This is a genomic window from Gammaproteobacteria bacterium (assembly GCA_033720895.1).
In the GTDB taxonomy this organism is placed as follows: domain Bacteria; phylum Pseudomonadota; class Gammaproteobacteria; order Natronospirales; family JAJUFS01; genus JAWWBS01.
In genome coordinates, this window is record JAWWBS010000014.1 from 1 (window position 1) to 20,087 (window position 20,087).

At 61.5% G+C, this 20,087-nt stretch carries 20 protein-coding genes; 8 read left to right on the forward strand and 12 right to left on the reverse strand.

Going from position 1 to position 20,087, the window contains the following annotated elements:
- The coding region (gene gorA, locus R3217_03765) for a glutathione-disulfide reductase (protein ID MDX1454552.1) at nucleotides 1-1,293 on the reverse strand (1,293 nt) is incomplete at its 3' end.
- 82 nt (nucleotides 1,294-1,375) lie between these two features.
- On the opposite strand from gorA, the gene R3217_03770 reads away from it, so the two are divergent.
- The 8 genes from R3217_03770 (at nucleotide 1,376) to R3217_03805 (ending at nucleotide 9,689) form a co-directional block, all read left to right on the forward strand.
- Nucleotides 1,376-1,948 carry a LemA family protein gene (locus tag R3217_03770; GenBank protein MDX1454553.1) on the forward strand — a complete coding sequence of 191 codons (573 nt, stop codon included), beginning with the start codon at nucleotides 1,376-1,378 and terminating at the stop codon, nucleotides 1,946-1,948.
- Nucleotides 1,948-2,982, forward strand: a complete 1,035-nt coding sequence (locus R3217_03775) for a hypothetical protein (GenBank protein MDX1454554.1) — start codon at nucleotides 1,948-1,950, stop codon at nucleotides 2,980-2,982. The genes R3217_03770 and R3217_03775 overlap by 1 nt, the downstream gene beginning before the upstream one ends.
- Before the next feature lie 7 nt (nucleotides 2,983-2,989).
- Nucleotides 2,990-3,916, forward strand: a complete 927-nt coding sequence (locus R3217_03780) for a hypothetical protein (protein MDX1454555.1) — start codon at nucleotides 2,990-2,992, stop codon at nucleotides 3,914-3,916.
- Nucleotides 3,916-4,848 carry a GIDE domain-containing protein gene (locus R3217_03785; GenBank protein MDX1454556.1) on the forward strand — a complete coding sequence of 311 codons (933 nt, stop codon included), beginning with the start codon at nucleotides 3,916-3,918 and terminating at the stop codon, nucleotides 4,846-4,848. The genes R3217_03780 and R3217_03785 overlap by 1 nt, the downstream gene beginning before the upstream one ends.
- Before the next feature lie 79 nt (nucleotides 4,849-4,927).
- Nucleotides 4,928-6,979 carry a M3 family metallopeptidase gene (locus tag R3217_03790; protein MDX1454557.1) on the forward strand — a complete coding sequence of 684 codons (2,052 nt, stop codon included), beginning with the start codon at nucleotides 4,928-4,930 and terminating at the stop codon, nucleotides 6,977-6,979.
- Nucleotides 6,980-7,004: 25 nt separating this feature from the next.
- Entirely contained in the window at nucleotides 7,005-7,751 is a 747-nt protein-coding gene (locus R3217_03795; protein ID MDX1454558.1) for a TIGR04211 family SH3 domain-containing protein, read from the forward strand.
- A gap of 1 nt (nucleotide 7,752) precedes the next feature.
- Entirely contained in the window at nucleotides 7,753-8,517 is a 765-nt protein-coding gene (xth, locus tag R3217_03800) for an exodeoxyribonuclease III (protein MDX1454559.1), read from the forward strand.
- Between the two features lie 215 nt (nucleotides 8,518-8,732).
- A complete protein-coding gene (locus R3217_03805) occupies nucleotides 8,733-9,689 on the forward strand; it encodes a hypothetical protein (GenBank protein ID MDX1454560.1) in 957 nt (318 codons plus the stop codon).
- Between the two features lie 42 nt (nucleotides 9,690-9,731).
- On the opposite strand, the gene R3217_03810 is transcribed toward R3217_03805, so the two are convergent.
- From R3217_03810 to atpB, 11 genes are all read right to left on the reverse strand, one after another.
- Entirely contained in the window at nucleotides 9,732-10,097 is a 366-nt protein-coding gene (locus R3217_03810; protein MDX1454561.1) for a hypothetical protein, read from the reverse strand.
- A 5-nt stretch (nucleotides 10,098-10,102) separates the two neighbouring features.
- A complete protein-coding gene (gene glmS, locus R3217_03815; protein MDX1454562.1) occupies nucleotides 10,103-11,941 on the reverse strand; it encodes a glutamine--fructose-6-phosphate transaminase (isomerizing) in 1,839 nt (612 codons plus the stop codon).
- Between the two features lie 15 nt (nucleotides 11,942-11,956).
- Nucleotides 11,957-13,318: a bifunctional UDP-N-acetylglucosamine diphosphorylase/glucosamine-1-phosphate N-acetyltransferase GlmU gene (gene glmU / locus R3217_03820; protein ID MDX1454563.1), complete on the reverse strand. Its 1,362-nt coding sequence runs from the start codon at nucleotides 13,316-13,318 to the stop codon at nucleotides 11,957-11,959.
- Between the two features lie 119 nt (nucleotides 13,319-13,437).
- Nucleotides 13,438-13,854, reverse strand: coding sequence for a F0F1 ATP synthase subunit epsilon (locus R3217_03825; protein MDX1454564.1), 417 nt, complete (start codon nucleotides 13,852-13,854; stop codon nucleotides 13,438-13,440).
- A 24-nt stretch (nucleotides 13,855-13,878) separates the two neighbouring features.
- On the reverse strand, nucleotides 13,879-15,276 hold the full coding sequence (atpD, locus tag R3217_03830; GenBank protein MDX1454565.1) for a F0F1 ATP synthase subunit beta: 1,398 nt from the start codon (nucleotides 15,274-15,276) through the stop codon (nucleotides 13,879-13,881).
- A 61-nt stretch (nucleotides 15,277-15,337) separates the two neighbouring features.
- The gene (gene atpG, locus R3217_03835; GenBank protein ID MDX1454566.1) at nucleotides 15,338-16,204 is read right to left on the reverse strand and encodes a F0F1 ATP synthase subunit gamma; all 867 of its coding nucleotides are present in this window, start codon (nucleotides 16,202-16,204) and stop codon (nucleotides 15,338-15,340) included.
- Nucleotides 16,205-16,216: 12 nt separating this feature from the next.
- The gene (gene atpA / locus R3217_03840) at nucleotides 16,217-17,758 is read right to left on the reverse strand and encodes a F0F1 ATP synthase subunit alpha (protein MDX1454567.1); all 1,542 of its coding nucleotides are present in this window, start codon (nucleotides 17,756-17,758) and stop codon (nucleotides 16,217-16,219) included.
- A 44-nt stretch (nucleotides 17,759-17,802) separates the two neighbouring features.
- Nucleotides 17,803-18,339 (reverse strand): F0F1 ATP synthase subunit delta, encoded by a 537-nt coding sequence (locus R3217_03845; GenBank protein ID MDX1454568.1) that lies wholly within the window; start codon nucleotides 18,337-18,339, stop codon nucleotides 17,803-17,805.
- A gap of 32 nt (nucleotides 18,340-18,371) precedes the next feature.
- Nucleotides 18,372-18,842 (reverse strand): F0F1 ATP synthase subunit B, encoded by a 471-nt coding sequence (locus R3217_03850; GenBank protein ID MDX1454569.1) that lies wholly within the window; start codon nucleotides 18,840-18,842, stop codon nucleotides 18,372-18,374.
- A gap of 65 nt (nucleotides 18,843-18,907) precedes the next feature.
- Nucleotides 18,908-19,177: a F0F1 ATP synthase subunit C gene (atpE, locus tag R3217_03855; protein MDX1454570.1), complete on the reverse strand. Its 270-nt coding sequence runs from the start codon at nucleotides 19,175-19,177 to the stop codon at nucleotides 18,908-18,910.
- 66 nt (nucleotides 19,178-19,243) lie between these two features.
- Entirely contained in the window at nucleotides 19,244-20,086 is an 843-nt protein-coding gene (gene atpB, locus R3217_03860; GenBank protein ID MDX1454571.1) for a F0F1 ATP synthase subunit A, read from the reverse strand.
- Between the last annotated feature and the right edge of the window lies 1 nt (nucleotide 20,087).

Sequence of the window (20,087 nt, forward strand, 5' to 3'; positions counted from 1 at the left end):
CTTCTTGGTTGCGCCCATTTTCAGGGCCACGGCAAAACCCTGCAACAGCTCGTCTGAGCCCGCGCCGATGCTGTGCAGGCCGACGATACGCTCCTCGGGACCGACACAGACCAGCTTCATCGAGGCCTTCACCTTTTCTTTAGACAGGGCATATTCCATCGGATTGAACGTCGAGGTGTAGCACTTCACGTCACCCGGGTACTTCTCCAGTGCCTCGTCTTCCGTAAGGCCGATGGTGCCGACAGGCGGATGCGAGAAGACCACGGTAGGAATCATGTCGTAATCCAGCTTGCGGTCTTTCATGCCGCCATACAGTCGGTCGGCCAGCCGCCTGCCAGCGGCAATCGCCACGGGTGTCAGCTCGATCCTGCCCGCCACATCGCCGATCGCAAACACGTTCTCGAGCGAACTTTGCTGGTAGTCATCGACTGTCACGTGCCCGCGCTCGGCCAGCTCGACGCCGAGCGCGTCCAGCCCGATATCGGTATTGGGCTGCCGGCCGATCGCCCAGAGAACGGCATCGTAGCCACCATGCTTTTCGCCGCTCTCGGTCGCCAGGCAAAGGCCATCGTCATCTTTCTCCAGCGCGACCGGCACGCAACCGGTCATCACGCGTATGCCGTCCTGGTTCATGGCTTCCATCAGGCGCTCGCGCAGCATGGGATCGAAACGGCGCAGCACGCTGTCCCGGCGAACCATGACCGTGACCTTCGCGCCCAGGGCGCTCAGCACGCCCGCCAGCTCGACAGCAATGTAGCCGCTGCCCACTACCAGCACCTGCTGCGGGCAGGCCTCCAGTTCGAAGAAACCATCGGAGGTGATGCCAAGCTCGGCCCCGGGAATGTCCGGCAGGGACGGGCGCCCACCTGTGGCAATCAGCAGGCGTTCGGCAGTGAGCTCCGTGTCGCCGACCTTGACCGTATGCGCATCGAGGCAGCGCGCCTCGCCCTCGATGACCTCGATCTCCCGCCGTTCCAGGTTGCTGGCATAAATGCCGTTCAGGCGCTGGATGTAGGCCTCGCGGTTCTCGACCAGCGTTTTCCAGTCCAGGTCGGCATTGGCAGGCGAAAAGCCGAAATCCGGGGCGCGGTGCAGGCGGTGGCGGAAATCCGCGGCGAGCCACATGACTTTTTTCGGCACGCAGCCGACATTCACGCAGGTACCGCCCAGCTTGCCCTTTTCGATGACGGCAACGCTTGCGCCGTACTCGGCCGCGCGCTGCGCCGCGGCCAGCCCGCCACTGCCGCCGCCGATCACCAGCAGGTCGTAGTCATATTCAGCTTTTTCGTGCATCAGCAAGGCCTCGGAACGCTTGGGATAAGTGACTCATGCGGTATAGTAACCAAGAGGGGCAAACAACACGAAGGACAGCACCATGGATGTCAGTACGTTCATTTTTCTCGGCCTGCTCGTCGTAGCGGTCGTCTATTTCATCACCATCTACAACAACCTCGTGCAGCTGAAGCACAACGTCTCCAAGGCATGGGCCAATATCGATGTCCTGCTGAAGCAGCGCCATGACGAGCTGCCCAAGCTGGTCGAGACCTGCAAGCAGTACATGGGTTACGAGCAGGAAACCCTGGAGAAGGTGATGAAGGCTCGCGCTGCCGTGTTCGCCGCGCGCGAGGAAGGTGACGTCAAGGGCGTGGGCCAGGCCGAGGGCATGCTGCGCATGGGGCTTGGCAACCTGTTTGCGGTCGCCGAGCAGTATCCCGACCTGAAGGCCAACGATTCCTTCCAGCACCTGCAGGCCCGCATCTCCGGCCTGGAGAATGCCATCGCCGACCGTCGCGAGTTCTACAACGAGTCGGTCAACAACCTCAACGTGCGCATCGAGCAGTTCCCCGATGTCATCGTGGCCCGCAATCTCGGCTTCAAGGAAGCCGATCTCCTCGAATTCTCCGAGGAGGAAAAGAAGGACGTGGACATCAAGCAACTGTTCGGTTGATGGTCGACTTCTTCCGGGAGCTGGTCCAGGAATCAGCCGTACATGATTTCTGGCTGATCTGGCTGGCAGGCGTCGCCGTGGCGCTGCGGGGCATCTACCTGGCGCGTGAATACTGGCAGACCTCGCGCCTGGTCGAGGACCTGCCGCCTTCCCGCACGCGCTCGGCAGCGCAAGGTTACGTGCAGCTGGTCGGTGTCATCCAGGACGATGGAAACCTGGTCACTTCGCCGCTGAACGGCGACAAGGTCGCCTGGTGGTCCTTTACCGAGCAGGAACTTCTACAGGGGTCGGGTCGCAATATGCCGGTCGGCGTAATGATTGCCTACCTGGCGGCCATGTTCTTTTTTCCGCGGGCAAGAATCTTTTCCTCGAAGCAGAGCAACAGTCCCTTCGTCGTTAAAGACGACACCGGCATGTGCGCGGTCTACCCGGAGGACGCGCGGGTCATTGCAGCGGACAAGCGGACAGGAGAGGGCTGGTCCAGCCCGGAGATCAAGCCGGAGGATCGCGTCCTGCAAGGCGAAAAGGCACAAGTGACACGACGGCGCGGATCGAGACGCAGCTGGGACGATGGTCGGAAACGAATTGTCGAATACCGCCTCAGCCCTGGCGAGCGTATTTATGCGATCGGCCGGTTTGAATCTTTCAACTATCAGGTCGAAGTCAACGAACTGCATGCTGAAAGCATCGACGTGCTGGCCGAGATGCAACAGGACAAAGCATCGATACTGGAGCGCTTCGACAGCAACCAGGATGGCAAACTGGATGCCGCCGAATGGGCGCGGCTGCGACGTGCGGCCAATGTCGAAGCCTCGATGCGATTGCGTGGTCGCGTCCGCCGCGAAACGCGGCACCGGATCCGCAAGCCCGATGCCGACAACCGCTTTGTCATCATAAGCCTGGATGACCCCGCGCTCGGCCCCGCGCTGCGCCGCCGCGCCATGCTCTGGCTGCTGGCCTTCTTCAGCCTGGGCACTGCCTGCCTGCTCGCGTTCAACCTGCGCGTCGCGCTGTCGCCCTTGCTGGGCAGCTGAGGCCAGCGTGTTCGCGCCGGTCGAATCATTCCTGCTTGATGCCAACAGCACGCTTGTCGTGGTTCTGTCGTTGCTGTGGGCACTGTTTTCGCTGGTACTGCTGTCGCTGTCGCTACGGGACGGGCGCCTGCTGAGGATCATCGCGGGCACGATGACAGAACGGGTCGCCAGCGCGACCCAGGGCTATACCGAGCTACATGGCAAGGCCGTGCTGCTGAAGGGTCCGGTCATTCGTTCGCCGGGTGGCCGTGCCTGTGCCTGGTATCGAACCTGGCATACCGAACCACCGGTAACGGCGGAAGACGAGCGCAGCGTCTTCATGACAACCTATAAGCACACGCCGGGACAACTTCAGAATTACAAGAACACGATGTTCGGAGAAAGCAGCGACGAGTTGTTCGGTATTGATGACGGTACGGGAATCTGCATCATCGATCCGGAAGACGCAGGCGTGCTGCCCAGCGCGCGGGCCTGGCGTATCACCAACGGTGCTAGAAGGTTCCGTGAACACTACATCCTGGAAGGCGACGACCTCTACGTCTGCGGCTGGTTCCGGACCCTCAACCACGAAGGCATCGAGCACGAGCGCGGTGCGGAAGTCGCGGCACGCATCGGCCTGTGGAAGCGAACAGGCATGCCGGAGCTGCTGGCCGAGTTCGACCGCAATGGCGACGGCGAGCTGGACCCGGATGAATGGCAGGCCGTGCGCGACAAGGCCATCAAGGAAATCGAGCGCGAGTACCGTCAACGGGTGCTGGACCGGACACCGCACCTGATACATGCACCCGCGGACGGGCGGCCGTTCATCATTGGCGCCGCGACGGAGCCTGATTTGCTGGACCAGCTGAAAAAACGGATCATCGTACGCAGCTTGTTGGCAAGCGGCATTCTCGCTGTCATCTTCTACGTACTCGACCTGAGAGGAATGCTTTGATGGGATCCGGACTGGCTGCTCAAATCCAGGTCATGCAGACCGATGACTATGTCATTGCCTGTGTCTTTGCCGCCGCGGCCTGCCTGGGTGGCTTCTGGTGGTGGTTTCGCTCGATGAAGCGGGCGCGCCTGATCGAAGACACGCCGACCTCGAAATGCCGTTCGGCAGCGCAAGGTTACGTCGAGCTGATCGGCATGCAGGAGATGATGCCGGGCGAACCGATCAAGGCACCGCTGACCGGCAAGAATGCCACCTGGTGGGCCTACGATATCGAGGAAAAGCGCACGACCTATTCCAAGGGCAAGCGGGAGACGCGCTGGGTGTCGATCGAGTCCGACACCTCGGGCGAGATTTTCCTAGTCAAGGACGATACGGGCGAGTGCATCATCGACCCGGACCATGCCGAAGTGCACGAAAGCGAAAAGGATGTCTGGTACGGCAGTTCGCGCCGACCGACCAACACGCCCAAGACCAGCTCCATGTTCGGGGGCCGCTACCGCTACACCGAGCGCCGGATGCGGGTGGGTGATCCGATCTATGCAATCGGTTTCTACGAAACCCGTGGGCGGCAGCAGGACCCCATGCACAAGCGCAACGAAGTCGCCGAGCTGCTGGGCGAATGGAAGAAAGACCAGCGCAGCCTGCTGAACAAGTTCGATACCGACAAGGACGGCCAGATCGACCTGCAGGAGTGGGAATCGGTGCGCGCCGAGGCGGAGCGCATGATCGAAGCGCGTGCTCGCGAGGCCGCACTGGCACCAGACATCAATTTGTTGCTGTGCCCGCCGGACGGGCGGCCCTTCATTCTCTCGACCGTCCCTGAGAAGCAGCTGACCCGGAAGTTCCGTATCCGCGCGGTTTTCGGGCTGGTCGGCTTTCTTGGCGGCGGCGCAAGTGGTACCTTTTTGCTCCTCGCGCGAAACCTGATCTGAGCAGGATCAGGCCTTGTCGCAGCCGCCTCGATCGTGAGGCAACCGATTGATTTCAAATCAAAAAGGCTTTCCTATCACCATGAGCAATACCCGCAAGCAACAGCCAGCCAATCCGCTGCTGGCTGACAGCGACCTGCCGCTGTTCGACGCCATCCAGGCAGAGCATGTCAGTCCTGCGATCGACCAGCTGCTGGCCGATAATCGGGCCCGGCTGTCCGAACTGCTGACGCAGGAAAACCTCGACTGGGACGGGCTGATGCAGCCACTCGAGGCGATGGATGACCAACTCAACCAGGCCTGGTCGCCGGTGGTGCACCTGAACGCCGTGGTCAATTCACCGGCGCTGCGCGACGCCTATAACGAGAACATTCCCAAGCTTTCGGACTACGAGACGGAAATGGGCCAGAACCGGCAGCTGTTCGACGCCTTCAGGTCGCTGGCTGACCGGCAGGACGAACTCGGCCTGGATGCCGCCCAACGCAAGGTGCTGGCCGACGAGCTGCGTGACTTCCGGCTTTCCGGCGTGGACCTTCCCGAGGACAAGCAGGCGCGCTTCAAGGAAATCCAGCAACAGCTTTCCAGCCTGCAGGCAAAATTCGAGGAGAACCTGATCGATGCGGCAGCGGCCTGGCACCTGAAGGTGACCGAAGAAAGGCAACTGGCCGGCATACCGGATGATGCCATTGCGCGGGCGCGCGGCATCGCCCAGGAAGGCGGGCATGACGGCTGGTGGTTCGCACTCGACTTTCCGCATTACCACGCCATAGCGACGCATGCCGAAAACGAGGAGCTGCGTCGCGCCATGTACGAGGCATGGGTCACCCGTGGCTCGGACCAGGGCCCGACGGCCGGCACCTACGACAACAGCGACATCATGCGCGAGATACTCGCACTCCGTCAGGAAGAAGCCGGACTGCTTGGCTACGACAATTTTGCCGAGGTCTCGCTGGCCAGCAAGATGGCGGACTCCACGGAAGAAGTGGAAACCTTCCTGCTTCGCCTGCTCGAGCGCGTCAAACCCCGGGCCGAGCAGGAGTTTGCTGCGCTGTGCGATTTTGCGCGCGATGAGCTTGGCATGAAGACGGTCAATGCCTGGGATACCGGCTTTGCCAGCGAGCGACTGCGCAAGGCGCGCTACGATCTGTCGCAGCAGGAGCTGAAGCCTTACTTCCCGCTGCAGAAAGCCATTGACGGGCTGTTCTGGCTGGTCGGCGAGCTTTACGGCTTCAGCGTGAAGGAAACCGCCGCCAGCCACACCTGGCACCCGGATGTGCGCTTGTTCGAGATCACCGATGCCAATGGCGAGCACCGCGGCCGGCTATACATGGACCTGTTCGCCCGGCCGCAGAAACGCAGCGGCGCGTGGATGGACGAGGTCAAGAACCGCTTCCGCAAGTCCTCCGGCCTGCAGCACCCGGTGGCCCACCTGGTCTGCAATTTCTCCCCGCCGGGGAAAGATGGCAAACCGGCGACATTGACGCATGACGACGTGCAGACCCTGTTCCACGAGTTCGGTCACTGCCTGCATCACCTGTCGACGCAGGTTGACTACCCGAGCGTGGCCGGCATCAATGGCGTGGCCTGGGATGCGGTCGAGCTGCCAAGCCAGTTCCACGAGAATTTCTGCTGGGATCGCGACATTCTCAAGCGCCTCACGGCGCACGTCGACAGCGGCGAGTCGCTGCCCGATGTACTGATCGACCGCATGCTGGCGGCGCGGCATTTCAATGCCGGCCTGTTCCTGGTGCGCCAGCTGGAATTTGCGCTGTTCGATCTCCGGCTGCACCGCCAGCCGGGCGCGGACGTGGGAGCAACCCTGGCAGCCACCCGCCAGGAAGTGGCGGTGGTTCCGGCGCCGGCATTCAATCGCTTTGCGCATGGTTTTTCGCATATCTTTGCAGGTGGCTATGCCGCCGGGTATTACAGTTATCTGTGGGCCGAGGTGATGTCTTCGGATGCCTTTGGTGCCTTCGAAGAAGCCGGTCTGCTGGACAAGGCGACCGGGCGACGCTTCCTGAACTGCATCCTTGAAAAGGGGGGCAGTGCGGAGCCGGGCGAACTGTTTGTCGCCTTCCGCGGCCGCGCCGCCAATGAGGATGCTTTTCTCCGCCATCACGGCATGGACAAGTAACTAGCAAGGGAAACGGGGCGACACAATGAATAGAGCATTCCGGGGAATGCTGCTGCTTGTCGGGATGGGCTGCATGCCCTTGCTGGCAGGCGAGCCGGCGAACAGCGAGCCACTGTACGTATCGCATGGCGAGCGCGTGCCGTTGCGGGCGCAACCCGACCCGTCGGCCGCCATTACCGCTTACCTTGCAGCGGGCGACGCGGTGACCGTAACGGGCAGGCAGGCCGGCTTTGCCAGCGTGGCGGCCGGCAGCAAGACCGGCTGGATTCTCACCACCGACCTCGGCTCCACACCACCGCCACGCCTGCAGGTCAGCCAGCTGGAGTCGCAGCTGGATCGCCAGCAGCGGGATTCGTCTGCCCGCATCAGCGAACTCGAGGCCAACGTTGCCACGCTGCAACAGCAATTGCGCAGCGCGCAGGCCAGTGCGCGGAATGCACGCAGCAACCTGGAGGAGAACTCGTCGGAGCAGACGGCCGAGCTCAACGACGCCAGGGTTCGCATCGACACACTGGAAGACGACAACGAGCGGCTGCGGCAGGCGCTGGCTGCAGCCGAGGAGCAGATCGACACGCTCAAGCTGGCCAACGAGGCCAACGCCATGTTGCAGCGAGTTCCCACGCGCAAGCGCGAGCAGGAAGAGCGCTGGGTCAGCAAGGACCTGGGCTGGTTGCTGGGAGGTGGACTCGGCGTATTGCTGCTTGGCCTGCTGCTCGGCATCACCTGGCGCAACCGGCAATTGCGCAAGCGCTACCACGGCATGGAACTCTGAAATGAAGATCGCTAGCTGGAACGTCAATTCGCTGAGAGTGCGCCTGCCCCAGGTGCTGGACTGGCTGGAGACGGCGCAACCCGATGTGGTCGGCCTGCAGGAAACCAAGCTCACCGACGACAAGTTCCCGGTCGAGGAACTGCGGGAAGCGGGTTACCACGCCAGCTTCCACGGCCAGAAGACCTATAACGGCGTTGCCCTGTTGAGTCGCCAACCCGCGGCTGGGGTTCGCACCGGTATCGAGGGATTCGAGGACAGCCAGGCACGGGTCATTGCCGGCAGCTTCGATGGGGTGCGAGTACTGAACCTCTACGTGCCCAACGGCTCGGAAGTCGGTTCGGACAAGTACGCCTACAAGCTGGACTGGCTGTCCCACATGACGGCCATGGTGGAAAAGGACCTGCAGGTGCACGACAGGATGGTCGTGCTCGGGGACTTCAACATCGCCCCCGCCGATGCGGACGTCCACGATCCGGACGCGTGGCGCGACAAGATCCTCTGCAGCAAGCCCGAGAGAGAGGCCCTGCAGAAGCTGCTCGAGCTCGGTTTTGTCGACAGCTTTCGCTTGTTCGACCAGCCTGCGGAGATCTTCAGCTGGTGGGACTACCGGGCAGCGGGTTTCCGCCGTAATCGCGGCCTGCGAATCGACCTGTTGCTGGCCAGCAAGGCCCTGCAGGACAAGGTGACGGCGTCTGATATCGATCGGGAGCCACGGACCTGGGAGCGGCCGTCAGACCATGCTCCGGCCTGGTTGACGCTCGACTGAGCCCAGGCGGCCTGGAGCCCCAGGGGCGCCCCACGGGCGTTCTCGGGGCTGATTTCTTGCCTTTTTCGCCCAAACCCTGCCATTTCAGCCATTTTGAGTGTGATATTGCTCACATTTTGCCCAAGGCAGGGAGGACGAAGCTTTCTATTTCACATAACCTTGGTTGTCTGAAGTGGAATTTGCTTCGCTGGCTAGACGCAGGAGGGGGGGAAAAGATGCGTGACCGCCGCAGCGACTTCGATGTCACCAACACCGTGCAGGTGAGCAGCCCGTCAGAGGTCTGCGCCGCGGTGAAAGGCATCTGGTCACATCATTTCGACGCCCCGGCCTATGCGCCGGTGGCCGCTGCATTCCACAAGCTGGAAGCGGCGTTTGTCGGTCGCGCGCCCGGCCTGCATGGCATCGAAACCACCTACCATGACCTGCAGCACACCCTGGACGTGACCCTGGCAATGGCACGCCTGCTGGACGGTCATGCGCGCGAGCATGGCGCCAGCGAGCTGGGGCAGGAGCGCTGGGCCGTGGGGCTGATCACTGCACTCTTCCATGATGCCGGCTACCTCAGGAAACTGCGGGATACGCAGCACCAGCATGGTGCCGAGTACACGCGGGTGCACGTTTCCCGTTCCGCCGACATGCTGGTGGAACTGCTGCCTGAACTTGGCTATGGCGATGCCAGCGACATTGCCGCGGAGATGGTGCATTTCACCGGCTACGAGCGTCCCTTTGACCAAATCGACATCGAAGATCCGAAGTGGATCAAGACCGGTCACCTGCTGGGCACCGCCGACATGCTGGCGCAGATGGCAGACCGCTGCTACCTGGAGAAGTGCCGTGACCGTTTGTATGCGGAATTCGAGATGGGCGGCATGGCCAGGATGCGTGCGCCCGATGGCCGCATCATCGTGAACTACTCCTCGCCGAAGGACCTGTTGAAGAAGACGCCGGGCTTCTGCACCACCACCCTGGAGAAGCGACTGGGTGGCCAGTTCGACAAGGCACATCGCTACCTGGACGTGCACTTCGGCGGTCCGAACCTCTACCTTCAGGAAATTCGCGCCAACCTGGCCCACCTGTCGCGGGTGATCGAAGAGGGGCGCTGGGACCTGCTGCGCCGCAAGCCGCCCTGTTTCAACATCGACCATTTCAGTCGCAACGAAACACGCCACTGATCAATCGACACGCAAACAAGAAGGCCGCGAACGCGGCCTTTTTCATTGCCCTTCGGGATGCGCACTTCGGAACAGCAGATACGTTTCCGACCAGAGGCTGCGAAAGTAAGCCGCGCGCTCCTCGCTCACGTTGCTGCCATCCCGGTTCCAGAGTCGCATCTGCACGGCATGCCCGGGAGCGCAGGCCGGGTGGTGATCGTTGATCAACAGGCCGAACCCGGTAGTTCTGCTTTCCAGCGCCTGGCCATCTTCGCTTGCCCGCGCCTGGATATAGGCAAATCCTTCATGAGCAAGCTGTACCGCGATGTCGCGGTCGGCGAAGCAGGCATGCCCAAGCGTTTCGGGAGTGGCCGCGCAGCCTGACAACAGCGCGGCTGCGCATGCGGGAACCAAGCGGCGAAGTGCCATTCCGCTTACTCGACCGTGACGGATTTTGCCAGGTTGCGCGGCTTGTCGACATCCGTGCCCTTGAGCACGGCAACATGGTACGACAGCAGCTGCAAGGGGATGGTATAGACAATCGGCTCGGTCAGCGGGCCGTAATGCTTCGGCATGTGGATGACCTCGATGCCTTCACCGGATTCGATACCTGCCTCAGGGTCGGCAAAGATGTAAAGCTGCCCGCCCCGGGCGCGCACTTCCTGCAGGTTGGCTTTCAGTTTTTCTACGAGCTCGTCATTCGGTGCGACCGCAATTACCGGCATGTCGGCATCGACCAGCGCCAGCGGACCATGCTTGAGCTCGCCCGACGGATAGGCCTCGGCGTGGATGTAGGAAATTTCCTTCAGCTTCAACGCACCTTCCAGGGCGATCGGGTAGTGCACGCCACGGCCGAGGAACAGTGCGTGATGCTTTTCCACGAACTGCTCGGACAGCTCGGCAATCTTGTCATCGAGCTGCAAGGCTTCTTCCACCGAACTGGCGATAGCGCGCAGGCCGCCGACGATCTTCTTCTCTGCAGCCTTGTCGAGATTGCCCTTGATGCGAGCGAGCACGACGGTCAGCAACACCAGGGCAACCAGCTGGGTGGTAAAGGCCTTGGTCGACGCCACGCCGATTTCCGGACCGGCACGAGTCATCAGCACGAGGTCGGATTCGCGAACGAGCGAGGATTCCGGCACGTTGCAGATGGCCAGCGAGGCCAGGTAACCGCTGTCCTTGGCCATGCGCAGCGCGGCAAGCGTATCGGCAGTCTCGCCGGACTGGGAGATGGTCACGAACAAGGTATTGTCGGTGACCACGGGATCGCGGTAACGATATTCGCTGGCCACCTCGATCTGGCAGGGCACCTTGGCAAATTTCTCGATGTAATAACGCGCGACCATGCCGGCGTGGTAACTGGTACCGCACGCGATGATCTGGACCTGCTCGACCTTCTTAAGGAGCTCGCCTGCCTGCACGCCAAACGCGGCTTCCAGGACATGATCGTCTGTCAGGCGCTCTTCCAGCGTCTCGGCAATCGCGCGCGGCTGTTCGTAGATTTCCTTCAGCATGTAGTGACGATATTCGCCACGTTCGACGGCGTCGGCCGACAGCTCGCTGTCACGCTGCGGACGTTCGGCCGACTTGCCGTCCTTGTCGATGACTTCGACCTTGTGCTTGCGAACGCAGGCGACGTCTCCCTCTTCGAGGAAGGAGAAACGGCGTGTCACCGGCAACAGTGCCGACACATCGGAGGCGACGAAATTCTCGCCTATGCCGTGGCCGATAACGACCGGGCAGCCCATTCTTGCAGTCACCAGCACGTCCCTGTCCTTCGGGCTGGTGACAACCAGGGCATAGGCACCGTGAAGCTTTTTGACCGCACGCTGGACAGCCGCAAAGAGATCCTGGTCCTGCTGGAATTGCTGGTGCACGAGATGTGCGACAACTTCGGAATCGGTTTCCGAAGTGAATTCGTAGCCAGCGCTCTTCAGCTCCGTGCGAAGCTTTTCGTAGTTTTCGATGATGCCGTTGTGCACCAGCGCGATATCGTCACCGGAGAAATGCGGGTGCGCATTGCTTTCCGAAGGAGCGCCATGGGTTGCCCAGCGCGTATGCGCGATACCGCTGTGGCCTTTCAGGCTGTGTTCCTGCAGGCGATCTGCGAGACCCTGCACCTTGCCTTCGACGCGTTCGCGATCCAGCTTGCCATCGACATCGACCACAGCGATGCCGGCAGAGTCATAGCCACGGTATTCAAGTCGGCGGAGTCCCTCGAGCAGGATGGGCACGACATCACGTTCTGCATTGGCTCCGACAATTCCGCACATGGTCTTTCTTCCTGGTTATTTCTTGGTAGGACGCTGCCAATCGGCGATTTCCGATTGTCGCGCCCGCGTTACAGCGAGGGCGTCGTCGCCAACATCCTTGCTGATGACAGAACCCGCACCAACGGTGGCATTCCGACCGACTCGGACCGGCGCCACCAGCGAGGCATTTGAGCCAATGAAGGCACCATCCTCGATGACGGTACGATGCTTGTTCACCCCGTCGTAATTGCAGGTGATGGTACCAGCGCCGATGTTCACGACTTCGCCGATACTGGCATCGCCGATATAGGTCAGGTGGTTGACCTTCGCACCCCTGGCCAGCTCGGACTTCTTTATCTCGACGAAATTGCCCACCTTGACGTCATCTTTCAGCAGGCTTCCCGGGCGCAACCGAGCGTAGGGGCCGATACTGCAGGACTTGCCGATATCGGCAGATTCGATGTGGGAAAAAGCATCGATGACGGTGTTCTTGCCGACCGTGACATCGCGCAACACGCAATTCGGTCCGATGCGTACGCCGTCAGCCAGCGTCACCTTGCCTTCGAAGACCACGTTGACGTCCACCTGGACATCAAGGCCGCAGCTCAGTTCGCCGCGGATGTCGATGCGCGCAGGATCGAGGAGATGCACGCCTTGCTGCATCAATGCCTGCGCCTGGCGCTCGCGGTACATGGCTTCTGCCGCAGCGAGCTGGGAGCGATCGTTGATGCCATGAACTTCGGCAGCAGACTGGGCGGCGACGCCGACCACTTCCATGCCTTCGGCAACGGACATGGCGATGATGTCGGTCAGGTAGTACTCGCCCTGGGCATTGCGGTTGTCCAGCGACCGCAACCAGCGTTTCATTTTCTCCGCCGGTGCCGCCAGCAGGCCCGTGTTGATTTCCCGGATGTCGCGTTCCTTGTCGGTGGCATCCTTGTGCTCGACAATGCGCTCGATCCGGCCCTGGGTGTTGCGCAGGATACGGCCGTAACCCGCCGGATCATCCAGCTCGATCGTCAGGAGCCCGAGGGTCGAATCACTGGTCGCCGCCAGCAGGGCGTCGAGCGACGTTCGGGTGATCAGCGGCACATCGCCATACAGCACGAGCACGATGTCCTCGTCGGACACTTCCGGCATGGCCTGGTCCACGGCATGGCCCGTGCCGAGTTGCTCGGCCTGGAGGACCCAGTCGACGCCGTCACGGTCGCAGGTCTCTCGAACCGCGTCCGCGCCATGGCCGTGCACGACCAGCAGGCGCCGCGGGTCGAGCGCCTGCGCAGTGTCCAGCACATGATCCAGCAAGGGCCTGCCTGCCAATGGCTGCAGCACCTTCGGCAACTGCGAGCGCATGCGGGTTCCCTGGCCGGCGGCAAGTACGATGATGCTGACAGTCATGATGAAATCTCCATCCGCGGATTCTACCGGATGGCCCGGCCACTAAAAAGAATCCCAAAACGAAGAAACGCAGCAAATGCTGCGTCTCCCCGTGGTCCTGCTTGTCCGAAAATGCTGTTTTAACGCTTGCTCTTGATCTTCTGGACAAACTTGAGGCGGGCAGCGGCCTCGGCCAGCTCGGCCTGGGCACGGGCCATGTCGATTTCGCCGGCATTGTCCTTGAGGGCCTCTTCGGCTTCCTGCTTGGCCTTCAACGCCGCGGCTTCGTCCATGTCATGGGCGCGCAGGGCGGTATCCGCCAGCACGGTCACGAGATGTGGCTGGACTTCCAGCATGCCGCCGGAGACGAAGAACTCCTGCTCGTTGCCGTCAGCGTCCTGTACCCGCACTTCACCCGCCTTCAGGCGTGTCAGCATCGGGGAGTGACGCGGGGCAATGCCCACTTCGCCCATTTCCGCCGGTGCATAGACCATCTTCGCGGCACCCGAGAAGATGGACTGCTCTGCACTGACAATGTCTACATGAATGGTCGACATTCGCTTTATCCCGTTGCTCGTCTGTTACAGCTTCTTGGCGTTCTCGATGGCGTCATCGATGGTGCCGCACATGTAGAAAGCCTGCTCCGGCAGGTGATCGTACTCACCTTCCACGATCGCCTTGAAGGCCTTGATCGTGTCCTTCAGGGACACGTACTTGCCCGGCGCGCCGGTGAAGACTTCGGCGACGTGGAACGGCTGCGACAGGAAGCGCTGGATCTTGCGAGCGCGCTGCACGACCAGCTTGTCGTCTTCCGACAGCTCGTCCATGCCGAGGATCGCGATGATGTCCTTCAGTTCCTTGTAGCGCTGCAGCGTGCCCTGCACGGAGCGGGCAACGTCGTAGTGCTCCTGGCCGACAACCAGCGGGTCCAGCTGGCGCGAGGTGGAATCCAGCGGATCCACTGCCGGGTAGATACCCAGCGAAGCAATGTCACGCGACAGCACGACGGTGGCGTCGAGATGCGCGAAGGTGGTCGCCGGGGACGGGTCGGTCAGGTCATCCGCCGGGACGTACACGGCCTGGATGGAGGTGATCGAACCGGTCTTGGTCGAGGTGATGCGCTCCTGCAAGACGCCCATTTCCTCGGCCAGGGTCGGCTGGTAACCCACTGCGGACGGCATGCGGCCGAGCAGTGCGGACACTTCGGTACCGGCCAGGGTGTAACGGTAGATGTTGTCCACGAAGAACAGGATGTCACGGCCTTCGTCACGGAAGTACTCGGCCATGGTCAGGCCCGACAGCGCGACACGCAGGCGGTTGCCCGGCGGCTCGTTCATCTGGCCGTAAACCATCGCCACTTTCGACTGGGCGAGGTCGTCGAGGCGAATGACGCCTGCATCCGACATTTCGTGGTAGAAGTCGTTGCCTTCACGGGTACGCTCACCGACGCCGGCGAACACGGACAGGCCCGAGTGCTCCTTGGCGATGTTGTTGATGAGCTCCAGCATGTTCACGGTCTTGCCCACGCCGGCGCCGCCGAACAGGCCGACCTTGCCGCCCTTGGCGAACGGGCAGAGCAGGTCGATGACCTTGATGCCGGTTTCCAGCAGCTCGGTCGAACCCGACTGCTCGTCGAACTTCGGCGCGTCGCGATGGATTTCCCAGTGGTCTTCCGACTTCACTTCGCCCTTTTCGTCCTGCGGCTCGCCGAGGACGTTCATGATGCGGCCCAGGGTCGCCTTGCCGACCGGCACGGAGATCTTCTTGCCGGTGTTCTGGACTGCGATGCCGCGCGACAGGCCTTCCGAAGCACCCATTGCGATGGCACGCACCACGCCGTCACCCAGCTGCTGCTGGACTTCCAGCGTCAGACTGCCGTCTTCCAGCTTCAGTGCGTCGTAAACATTCGGGATGTTGTCGCGCGGAAATTCCACGTCGACCACTGCGCCGATGACCTGAACAATTTTGCCGTTACTCATGGAAACGTCCTCAATCAGTTTCGCGTTTCTTGAAATTCAGTATTCGTACTTGCTGTCGGTCTTAACTGACCGCTGCAGCACCGCCGACGATTTCCGCCAGCTCCTGCGTAATTGCTGCCTGGCGGGCCTTGTTGTAGGCCAGCTGCAGGTCGCCGATCAGTTCGCCGGCGTTGTCGGACGCGGCCTTCATGGCAACCATGCGGGCGGCCATTTCACAGGCCACGTTCTCGACCACGCCCTGGTAGGCCTGCGACTCCACGTAGCGCATCAGGAAGCTGTCCAGCAGCTCGCCCGAGCTCGGCTCGTAGATGTAATCCCAGTAATCCTGGAGATCTTCTTCGTCGGCCATCTGCACCGGCAGCAGCTGCAGGCATTCCGGCTGCTGCGTCATGGTGTTGACGAATTCGTTGTTCGCCAGCACCAGCTTGTCGATGCCGCCATCCTTGTAGGCGTCCAGCATGATCTTGACCGTGCCGATCAGGTCGTCCACGTGCGGCGTGTCGCCGAGGTGGCTGGTCGAGGCCACGATGTTCAGGTCCGACAGGCGCTTGAAGAAGCCCATCGCCTTGGCACCGATGACGATCAGGTCGACCTCGACACCCTGGTCCTTGTAGCCCTTGATCTCGCGCAGCACGCGCTTGAACAGGTTGATGTTCAGGCCGCCACACAGGCCACGGTCGGTGGAGATCACGATCATTCCGACGCGCTTCACTTCGCGCTCGACCAGGAACGGATGCCGGTAGTCCGGGTTCGCCTGGGCCAGGTGACCGATGACGCGACGGATCTTCTCCGCATACGGACGCGACGCGGCCATGCGATCCTGGGCCTTGCGCATCTTGGACGCCGCGACCATTTCCATGGCCTTGGTGATCTTCTGAGTACTCTGGATACTCTTGATCTGTGTCCGGATTTCCTTTGCGTTTGCCATCAGGAGCTCCGCTTAGTAAGCGTGGTTCGCCTTGAAGTCTTCAAGAGCGGACTTGAACTTGGCTTCGATGTCGCCATTCCAGTCACCGCTCTCGTTGATCTGCTTCATCAGGTCGCCGTGCGAGGAATTCATGTAGTCGTGCAGCGCGCTTTCGAAGTCCTTGATCTTGTCGTCAGCGACATCGTCAAGGTGGCCTTCGTTGGCGGCGTACAGCGACACGCCCATTTCGGCAACCGAGAACGGTGCGTACTGGGCCTGCTTCATCAGCTCGGTGACCTTGCGGCCGTGATCCAGCTGCTTGCGGGTCGCGGCGTCGAGATCGGAAGCGAACTGCGCGAAGGCAGCCAGCTCGCGATACTGCGCCAGCGCGAGACGCACACCACCGCCAAGCTTCTTGACGATCTTGGTCTGGGCCGCACCACCGACTCGGGATACCGAGATACCGGCGTTCATTGCCGGGCGGATGCCGGAGTTGAACAGGTCGGACTCCAGGAAGATCTGGCCGTCGGTGATGGAGATGACGTTGGTCGGGACGAAGGCCGAGACGTCACCCGCCTGGGTTTCGATGATCGGCAGGGCGGTCAGCGAACCGGTCTTGCCCTTCACCTTGCCACCGGTCATCTGCTCGACGTACTCCTCGTTCACACGAGCAGCGCGCTCCAGCAGGCGGGAGTGCAGGTAGAAGACGTCACCCGGGTAGGCTTCACGGCCCGGCGGACGACGCAGCAGCAGGGAAACCTGGCGGTAAGCCACGGCCTGCTTGGACAGGTCGTCGTAGATGATCAGGGCGTCTTCGCCACGATCACGGAAGAATTCACCCATCGAGCAACCGGAGTAGGGAGCGATGTACTGCAGCGCTGCGGACTCGGAGGCGGAGGCCGCGACGATGATGGTGTGATCCATCGCGCCGTGCTCTTCCAGCTTGCGAACCACGTTGGCGATCGTCGAGGCCTTCTGGCCGATCGCGACGTAGATGCACTTAATGCCGGAGCTCTTCTGGTTGATGATGGTGTCGATCGCCATCGCGGTCTTGCCGGTCTGGCGGTCGCCAATGATCAGCTCGCGCTGGCCACGGCCGATCGGCACCATGGAGTCGACCGCGGTGTAACCGGTCTGGACCGGCTGGTCGACGGACTTGCGGGTGATCACGCCCGGCGCGACCTTCTCGATCGGAGAAGTGGCCTTGGCCTTGATCTCGCCCTTGCCGTCGATCGGACGACCGAGGGAATCCACGACGCGACCCAGCAGTTCGTCACCGACCGGCACTTCGAGAATGCGGCCCGTGGTCTTTACCGTGTCGCCTTCGGAGATGTGCTTGTAGTCACCCAGCACGACTGCGCCGACGGAATCACGCTCGAGGTTGAGCGCCATGCCGAAGGAGTCGCCCGGGAACTCGAGCATTTCACCGTACTGCGCGGCGGTCAGGCCATGAATGCGGACAATACCGTCGGTCACGGAGACCACGGTACCGACATTCGCTTCGGCTGCGCCGGCTTCGAAGTTCTCGATCTTGTCTTTGATGATCGAGCTGATTTCCGAAGGATTGAGTTGCATCGTCAATTCCTCAACTTTTCAATTTCTGTAGTGTGTCCGCGGCCTTAACTGGCAATGCGAACAGCGAGACGTTCCAGCTTTCCTTGAACCGAATCATCGATGACGAAGTCACCGGCGCGAACGATCGCACCGCCGACAATGCTGGCATCGACCGAAGTCTTCAGTTCGACATCACGGCCCAGTCGCTTGGCCAGGGCAGCCTTGATGGCGGCCACCTGGGCATCCGACGCTTCGACTGCCGTGCGCAGTTCTGCCTGCACGGAGTTTTCCGCATCGGCGCGCAGCGCCGTGTAATCCTCGGCAATCGCCGGCAGCACGGCAAGGCGACGGTACTTTGCCAGCACGCGAACGAAGTTCGCGCCCTTGGCGTCCAGCACGTCACCGGCCGCCTTCAGGAACACCTCGGCCTGCACTTCCGTGCTGACCCGCGGGTCCTTCAGCATGAACTGGATGTCTTCGTTGGCGGCAACTGCAGCCAGCGTATCCAGCATCTTCTGCCAGTCTTCAAAGCGACCTTCAGCCTGGGCGAGTTCGAAAACCGCCTTGGCGTAGGGCCGTGCCAATGTCGAAATATCTGCCATGTCGTTCTCTGATCCGTTTTCCGTACGAGCCCTTACAGCTCGTTCGCGACCTTGTCGAGCAGGTCACCGTGGGCCTTGGCGTCGATCTCCCTGGAGAGAATCTTGCCGGCACCCATGACCGCGAGCGAAGCCACTTCCTTGCGCAGGTCTTCGCGAGCTCGCGAAACTTCCTGCTCGATCTGCGCCTTGGCGGCAGCGACCAGCCGGTCGCCTTCCTTGCGCGCATCGTTCTTGGCTTCTTCGACCATCTCGGAACTGCGCTTGTTGGCCTGGTTCAGGATGTCTGCCGCCTGGTCCTTCGCCTTGGCGAGGACGGCATTGGCTTCTTCCGTTGCCTTTTCCAGATCACGACTGGCCTTCTCGGCAGCAGCAAGACCGTCAGCAATCTGCTGGCGGCGCTCGGCCATGGCCTGCGTGATCGTCGGCCAAACAAATCGCTTGGTCGCGAGGATGAACAGAAAGAACGTAATGCCCTGAGCAATCAGGGTTGCATTCATGTTCACGTCGGAACTCCCGTTCTCGTAAAAACTTTACACGTCTCGATGCCGCCGAAGCGGCACACGAGTGCTTAGCCTGCGTTCAGGGCAGCCAGCAGCGGGTTGGCGAACAGCAGGAATGCTGCGAAACCGACACCGATGATGGACAGCGCGTCAAGCAGACCGGCGATGATGAACATGCGAACCTGCAGCATGCCGGCGAGTTCAGGCTGGCGGGCAGCGCCTTCCAGGAACTTGCCACCCAGCAGGCCGAAGCCGATACCGGTGCCGATGGCGCCAGCTGCGAAAATCATGCCAACAGCGATAGCGGTGCTGGACTGGATCATTGCGACGAATTCCATGATGTAGCCTCCTAACAAAGAAACGTCTTATTAAAGAAAAAACCTAACTAACAACAAAAAGCGAAATCAGTGATTCTCGTACGCCATGCTGAGATACACGATGGCAAGCGTCATGAAAATGAACGCCTGCAGCGGAATCACCAGCAGGTGGAACAAGGTCCAGGCCAGGCCCATCACGATCGCACCAATGAAGCCGCCAAAGCTCGCGGCATCGAAGCCGGTCGCGGTGGCTGCCAGCAGGGCGATCAGCATGAAGATCAGCTCGGCAGCGTACAGGTTGCCGAACAGTCGGAGCGCCAGCGAGATCGGCTTGGCCAGCAGCTCGACGATGTTCAGCACGATGTTCGGGATGATCAGGAACGGGTTCGAGCCGAAGGGATGCGTCAGCAATTCCTTGGCGAAGCCACCGGCACCCTTGCCCTTGAAGCTGTAATAAATGATCAGCAGCAGGATCGAAATCGACAGGCCGAACGTGGCGTTCATGTCGGCCGACGGCACGATGCGCATGTAGACGTGATGCGGATCGTAACCCAGCTGGCCGCCCACCCACATCGCGAAACTCGGCACCCAGTCCACCGGCACGATGTCCAGGAAGTTCCAGAACAGCACCCAGATGAAGATGGTCAGCGCCATCGGGCCGATGAAGCCCCGCGGGCCGTGGAAGGATTCCTTGACCGAGTTGTCGGCCCAGTCCACCAGGGTTTCGACCAGGTTCTGCATGGTGCCCGGCACACCCGCGGTAGCGCGCTTGGCGCCGGCACGCAGGATCAGCAGCATCAGGATGCCCGTCAGCCATGAAAACAGCAGGGTGTCGATATGCAAGGCCCAGAAACCCTCGCCCACGGTCCAGTGGGTAAGGTGGTGTTGCACATAGGATGTAGGCGTGGTCGCTGCTGCTTCGCCGGACATG

What these genes read in the sequence shown, in the direction of transcription:
- atpG (MDX1454566.1), bottom strand. Translation starts at nt 16,204, where the DNA reads ATGGCAAACGCAAAGGAAATCCGGACACAGATCAAGAGTATCCAGAGT.
- R3217_03805 (MDX1454560.1), top strand. Translation starts at nt 8,733, where the DNA reads ATGCGTGACCGCCGCAGCGACTTCGATGTCACCAACACCGTGCAGGTG.
- R3217_03825 (MDX1454564.1), bottom strand. Translation starts at nt 13,854, where the DNA reads ATGTCGACCATTCATGTAGACATTGTCAGTGCAGAGCAGTCCATCTTC.
- R3217_03785 (MDX1454556.1), top strand. Translation starts at nt 3,916, where the DNA reads ATGGGATCCGGACTGGCTGCTCAAATCCAGGTCATGCAGACCGATGAC.
- glmS (MDX1454562.1), bottom strand. Translation starts at nt 11,941, where the DNA reads ATGTGCGGAATTGTCGGAGCCAATGCAGAACGTGATGTCGTGCCCATC.
- atpD (MDX1454565.1), bottom strand. Translation starts at nt 15,276, where the DNA reads ATGAGTAACGGCAAAATTGTTCAGGTCATCGGCGCAGTGGTCGACGTG.
- glmU (MDX1454563.1), bottom strand. Translation starts at nt 13,318, where the DNA reads ATGACTGTCAGCATCATCGTACTTGCCGCCGGCCAGGGAACCCGCATG.
- atpB (MDX1454571.1), bottom strand. Translation starts at nt 20,086, where the DNA reads ATGTCCGGCGAAGCAGCAGCGACCACGCCTACATCCTATGTGCAACAC.
- R3217_03775 (MDX1454554.1), top strand. Translation starts at nt 1,948, where the DNA reads ATGGTCGACTTCTTCCGGGAGCTGGTCCAGGAATCAGCCGTACATGAT.
- atpE (MDX1454570.1), bottom strand. Translation starts at nt 19,177, where the DNA reads ATGGAATTCGTCGCAATGATCCAGTCCAGCACCGCTATCGCTGTTGGC.
- R3217_03770 (MDX1454553.1), top strand. Translation starts at nt 1,376, where the DNA reads ATGGATGTCAGTACGTTCATTTTTCTCGGCCTGCTCGTCGTAGCGGTC.
- R3217_03810 (MDX1454561.1), bottom strand. Translation starts at nt 10,097, where the DNA reads ATGGCACTTCGCCGCTTGGTTCCCGCATGCGCAGCCGCGCTGTTGTCA.
- atpA (MDX1454567.1), bottom strand. Translation starts at nt 17,758, where the DNA reads ATGCAACTCAATCCTTCGGAAATCAGCTCGATCATCAAAGACAAGATC.
- R3217_03845 (MDX1454568.1), bottom strand. Translation starts at nt 18,339, where the DNA reads ATGGCAGATATTTCGACATTGGCACGGCCCTACGCCAAGGCGGTTTTC.
- R3217_03795 (MDX1454558.1), top strand. Translation starts at nt 7,005, where the DNA reads ATGAATAGAGCATTCCGGGGAATGCTGCTGCTTGTCGGGATGGGCTGC.
- xth (MDX1454559.1), top strand. Translation starts at nt 7,753, where the DNA reads ATGAAGATCGCTAGCTGGAACGTCAATTCGCTGAGAGTGCGCCTGCCC.
- R3217_03790 (MDX1454557.1), top strand. Translation starts at nt 4,928, where the DNA reads ATGAGCAATACCCGCAAGCAACAGCCAGCCAATCCGCTGCTGGCTGAC.